We start from the raw sequence: 6,139 nt of genomic DNA on the forward strand, positions 1-6,139 counted from the left end.
TTAATCTGTTCTAAAACTTCCGAGTCAAGGTGAATAGCGATTTCAACTTTCTCCGCCGTGCGCTGAGTCGGTGTAGCATTGTCGTTCATAAGCTCTATTAATGATTGCTATCTATCATTCTACCCGTCAGTCGAGGATTCTTATCCAAGAGTTTATCTAGGAGCTGCTGAAAAAAGTTTTTCGTGGTGGCAGGGTGTAGGGTGTAGGGTGTAGGGTGTGGGGTTTTACCGATTTTGAAGTAGTCAGTTACCTAATTTTCAGGGAAAAAGTCCAGGGATTTTGCCGCCGATCACTCCATAGGCACTTTTTGAGGGAAAAAAGTCTAAAAGCCTTATCCAACAAGGTTTTTAGATTTATTCAGCCAGCCCTATCTATAGTAATCCGATTTGAACAAATCATAGAGCCTTTCCTTAGCCATTGCCCTTTGCCTGATTTTGTCAGCATAATCAAGCCTACCATAGTTTCCTGTGGATGCCGAGAGGGGAAGCTAAGGTCAAAACCCTGACTATACTTGCAGTTTAGCTTTTTTTACCTTTTACTTTTCGCTTTTGCTCCAGCCTTAGAGACTTTACCTCTACAATGAATTAAGGAATCTAAAATTTTATAAACCCCTGACTTTTGCCAACAGTGAACCACGATGACTGACGTTCCCGTTTCTCGCATTCGCAATTTTTCCATCATCGCTCATATCGATCATGGTAAATCAACTCTCGCCGATCGCCTCCTGCAAATTACGGGAACCGTAGCCCAACGGGAGATGAAAGAACAATTTCTCGATAATATGGACTTGGAACGGGAACGAGGTATCACCATCAAGTTACAGGCGGCACGCATGGATTATACCGCTAAGGATGGTCAAAAATACGTTCTTAATCTGATTGATACCCCCGGCCATGTGGATTTTTCCTACGAGGTTTCTCGGTCTTTAGCGGCGTGCGAGGGAGCTTTATTAGTTGTGGATGCGTCCCAAGGAGTAGAGGCGCAAACTTTAGCCAATGTTTACCTAGCACTGGAAAATAACCTCGAAATTATCCCAGTTTTAAATAAAATCGACCTACCCAGTGCCGAACCGGAACGGGTCGCGGCGGAAATCGAGGAAGTGGTGGGTTTAGACTGTAGTGAGGCGATTCGGGCCTCGGCTAAGGCTGGGATCGGTATTAATGATATTCTAGAGTCGATCGTCCAATTAGTTCCCCCTCCCCAAGATACCCTCGAAGAACCCTTCCGAGCTTTAATTTTTGATAGTTATTACGACGCTTATCGAGGGGTAATTGTCTATTTCCGCGTCATGGATGGTCGGGTGAAAAAGGGCGATAAAATTCGTTTTATGGCTTCCGGTAAAGAATTTGTGATCGATGAATTGGGAATTTTATCACCGCAACAGGTACAGGTAAATGAACTTCACGCGGGAGAAGTGGGTTATCTGGCAGCCGCAATTAAAACTGTTGCTGATGCCCGGGTGGGTGATACGATTACTCTAACCGCTAAACCAGCACAAGAGCCTTTACCCGGTTATACGGAGGCAAAACCGATGGTTTTCTGCGGATTATTCCCCACCGATGCCGATCAGTATGCCGATCTCAAAGATGCGCTGGAAAAGTTAAAATTAAACGATGCAGCTCTATCCTACGAACCGGAAACTTCTAGCGCCATGGGTTTTGGTTTCCGTTGCGGTTTCTTGGGACTGCTACACATGGAAATCGTCCAGGAAAGACTAGAAAGGGAATATAACTTAGATTTAATTACCACTGCTCCCTCGGTAGTTTATCAGGTCACTACCACCGATGGGGAAATTGTCGAAGTGGATAATCCCAGTTTGTTACCTTCCCCACAAAAACGGGAAAAAATTGAGGAACCTTATATCCAAGTGGAAATGATTACTCCGGAAACCTATGTAGGTGCTTTGATGGAATTATGTCAAAGTCGTCGGGGAGTTTTCAAGGATATGCGTTATTTTACTAAAACTCGCACCGCTTTGATTTATGAGTTACCTTTAGCAGAAGTGGTAACGGACTTTTTTGATCAATTAAAATCTCGATCGCGCGGTTACGCTAGTATGGAATATCAATTAATTGGCTATCGGGAAAATGAGCTAGTTAAATTAGATATTATGGTCAATGGTGATCCCGTTGATGCTTTAGCGATGATCGTTCACCGGGATAAAGCTTATTATGTTGGTCGTGCGTTAACCGAAAAGTTAAAAGAATTGATTCCCCGGCATCAATTTAAGGTTCCCATTCAGGCCGCTATTGGTTCTAAAATTATCGCTAGTGAACATATTCCTGCTTTAAGAAAGGATGTCTTAGCTAAGTGTTATGGTGGTGATATTAGCCGCAAGAAAAAGCTGTTAGACAAGCAAGCAAAAGGGAAGAAACGGATGAAAGCGATCGGAACTGTTGATGTCCCCCAGGAAGCATTTATGGCAGTCCTAAAACTCGATCCTCAGTAAAATCTTGGGGTGAGAATTAACTCACCCTTTTTAGTTTTAGCAGTGGGGAATTATTATGAAACTTTTGAGATTATCCTATCAAGATTTATCCTCTGGATTAAGTATAGATTCTTGCAAATTTTTTCCAGATTTGAATTTATTAGTTGGTATCTCAGGTGCAGGAAAAACCTCGATTTTAAAGGCTATTAGTAATTTAAAAAGAATCGCTAACGGTGAGTCTATAAATGGAGTAAAATGGGATGTAGAATTTTTAACCAATGATCATGTTCGTTATCATTGGTTGGGTGAATTTGAGGTTAGAAAAGCTCGTTCTCTCATCAAGATTGAAGAAGATGAAGTCAATAGTAATGACGGCGAAAATAAGGTTAGTATAATTAGGGAAACTCTTTTAAAAGATCAAGAGGTTTTGATCGCAAGAAATCAAGAGGTAATTGAGTTTAAACATTCAAAGACACCAAAACTAGCGTCTTATTTAAGCTGTATAGAGCTTTTCAATCAAGAAGAAGATGTTTTCCCTGTTCGACAGGAATTTAACAAAATGGTTTTCAATCCACTTAAGTTTAATATCTCATCTTCAACATTGGATAAAATCCTTAGAGACTACGAATATACCTCTCTCTCTGAATTACAATCGAGTCAACTTCCTATTTCCGACAAACTACTGATCACTTATAAAAAATATCCCGATACGTTCGAGATAATAAAGAGAAAGTTTTTAGATATTTTCCCTCAAGTTGAAGATTTAAAAATAGAATTTTTAGAACCATTCAAACTAGGTGATATTGGTATGCTTGTTTCATTAACTCCAATTTTTTTACTTGAAGACTTACCTCGCATACAAATAAAAGAAAAAAACTCTCATGTCTGGATTGTAGAACCAAATATCTCCTCTGGAATGATAAAAAGCCTGATGTTCTTAGCAACGATCAAATTATCTCCTGATGGCAGCGTTATATTAATCGATGAATTTGAAAATAGTTTGGGGGTTAACTGTTTGGACACTTTAACAGAAGATTTATTAGTTAATTATCGAGATTTACAGTTTATTATTACCAGTCATCATCCCTATATAATTAATAATATCAGTCCTGCCTATTGGAAAATAGTCACTCGTAAAGGAGGAGTAATTCAGGTACACAATGCGGCTGATTTTCATATTTCTAAAACTCGACAAAAAGCCTTTATTGATCTTATCAATGTCCTAGAAGAATTTCCTCAAGGAATTAGTTAATCGATGAATATTTATTTTTTAGTTGAAGGAAGAAGTACCGAAAAAAAGCTTTATACTGCCTGGTTAACTTATCTTATTCCCGAATTTAAGCGAGTTGATTTTTACGATCAAGTCAATCACAACAATTACGTTCTGATTAGTGGTAATGGCTACCCCTCGATACTTGATGAGGGAATTCCTAACGCCATCGATAAAATTCAAGAAGTATCCAAATATAACTATCTAGTCATCTGTCTCGATGCTGATGAGGATACTGTCGAAGAAAGAGAACAATATGTTAATGACTTTATCACCAAACATATTACTATCCCCGCACAACTTGAAATCGTGATAATCATTCAAAATCGATGTATTGAAACATGGCTACTAGGCAATCGCACAATATTTAATTCTAAACAACCTTTACAGGGACTTTTAGCTGATTATGTTCAACACTATGATGTTTACGAAAATGATCCCGAACTAATGGGTAGATTTAATTGCAGAAATCATGCCGATTTTCATTTTGCTTATCTAAAGTCTATTTTTGAAGCTAAAAAGTTGTCTTATTCTAAAAAATTCCCTGGGGTAGCTCAAGAACAATACTATCTTAATCAATTAAAAAAGCGTATCGATAAAACCGAACACTTAAAAACCTTTCAGAAATTTATTAATTTTTGTGATAATATTCGTCAAAATTTTAGATAAATTGATCTGTGGTGCTTCTGCCAAGGATGAAATATAAGCTGATCTGGCATCGTCTCCTGACTAATAGCTGATTGAGAATACAAGACTATGACAAGGCTTTTGTCCTATAAATTTCTAGGTCGGCAGATTTTTGTAGTATTGTAGTATAATGGTAACTCCAGAAAAACAATCATAAAAGTGCCTTCAGTCTCTTCAGTTAGCAGTTATCAGATAGAAGTTAAAAATTGGCAATTTACTTGATGTTATGGCTTCCTTACGGGATATTCTCAGTTACTATCGCAATTATCAAAAAGCCGCCTTTTTGAGCATTGCTGCATCCAGCGTCTTTGAAATTATCGATCTGATGGTTCCCTACGCTGTCGGACAGATTCTTAATGTTCTTTCCGATCAACCTTTAGATGGATTCGTGCAATCTTTGGTCGATCGCACCATGATTTTAACTCCCTTTGCCTCAGAAAAGTGGGTTAGTTTGGCAGTATTATTAGGCTTAATTTTCCTAACCACGGTAATTAAAGCACCAATTCAGCCTTGGGTGGGTGTATGGTTTCACTGGGAAATATCCTTAAGAGCGAGACGAGATCATCTCAAAAAAATTATTGCCAAAATTCTCACCTTACCCCTATCTTTTTACGATGAAAATAATCCAGGACGCATCGCTAACCGGATCGCCAAAGGGATAGAAAATCATACTTGGACTTATCCCGAAGTGGCGGGAATGATGATCCCAAAACTGTTTAGAGTTTTCGGTATCTTTATTGTTATTTGGGTAATTCAATGGCAAATCGCCCTCGCTTTTGTCATTTCTTTTGTATTAATTGTGGCTTTTATTGTCAGAGATTTAAAAGATTTAATGCAAAAAGAAAGAATTCTTGATCAGCATATCGAAAATACCCAAAGTCGTAATTCTGAGATTATTACTAATATCAAAACCGTCAAAGCTTTCGCCACAGAAGGACAGGAATTATATCGTCAAAAACAGCGTTTAGAGAGAGAATTTACCTACGTTATCTATCGCATTCATAAGGGTTATGTGGACTTAACAACTTGGGAAAAAACCCTCGTCCAAGCTAGTTTATTTGGAGTATTTTTCTTTACTCTCCTAGCTACCGTTCAACAGAAAATCTCGATCGGGCATTTTATCACCACCTATACCCTCGCTAGTATGGCCTATGCGGAATTAGATCCCCTATCTCAAATGGCAGAAACTTTCGCTCGTCGCTATGCTTCTATGGCACGTCTAAACGAATTTATCAACTTGCCTAGTGGTACTGATTCCGGTAGTCTTTTAGCCGATCATGCCCAACACAATCCCTATCATTTTACGGGGAAAGTAGAATTAAGTAATCTTAGCTTTGGCTATAGTCCTGAAAGAAGGATTCTCAAGGATATTAATCTTCTGATTGAACCCTATCAAACCGTGGCATTAGTGGGAAAATCTGGTTCAGGAAAATCCACTTTAGTTAAGTTACTTTTCCGCTATTTTGAACCGAATCAAGGGCAAATTATGATAGATGGCGAGGATATTAGTCGCTTGGATGTGACTTGGTATCGGCGACGGTTAGCGATTGTCCATCAAGAAGTAGATGTGTTTAATGGTACGGTGTTAGAAAATCTCACCTACGGTAATCCTAATATTAGCTTCGAGAAGGTAGAAGAAGCCTGTAAAATTGCCCGTGTCGATGAATTTATTCAGGAATTACCTAATGGTTATTCCACTATTGTAGGGGAAAGGGGCGTGCGTCTTTCGGGGGGACAAAGACAGCGTTTAGGAA

At 38.8% G+C, this 6,139-nt stretch carries 4 protein-coding genes; all 4 read left to right on the plus strand.

All coding sequences use genetic code 11. The annotated features are described in order from the left end of the window. The first annotated feature begins 637 nt into the window (after positions 1-637). Positions 638-2,449 carry a translation elongation factor 4 gene (gene lepA, locus PX481_RS07435; RefSeq protein WP_002762209.1) on the plus strand — a complete coding sequence of 604 codons (1,812 nt, stop codon included), beginning with the start codon at positions 638-640 and terminating at the stop codon, positions 2,447-2,449. A 55-nt stretch (positions 2,450-2,504) separates the two neighbouring features. Further along, positions 2,505-3,680, plus strand: coding sequence for an AAA family ATPase (locus PX481_RS07440; RefSeq protein WP_002762211.1), 1,176 nt, complete (start codon positions 2,505-2,507; stop codon positions 3,678-3,680). Positions 3,681-3,683: 3 nt separating this feature from the next. After that, the gene (locus PX481_RS07445; protein WP_002762213.1) at positions 3,684-4,367 is read left to right on the plus strand and encodes a hypothetical protein; all 684 of its coding nucleotides are present in this window, start codon (positions 3,684-3,686) and stop codon (positions 4,365-4,367) included. Between the two features lie 244 nt (positions 4,368-4,611). Further along, the coding region (locus PX481_RS07450) for an ABC transporter ATP-binding protein (RefSeq protein ID WP_288094192.1) at positions 4,612-6,139 on the plus strand (1,528 nt) is incomplete at its 3' end.

The sequence above is a fragment of the Microcystis sp. M53603_WE2 genome, from assembly GCF_030065435.1.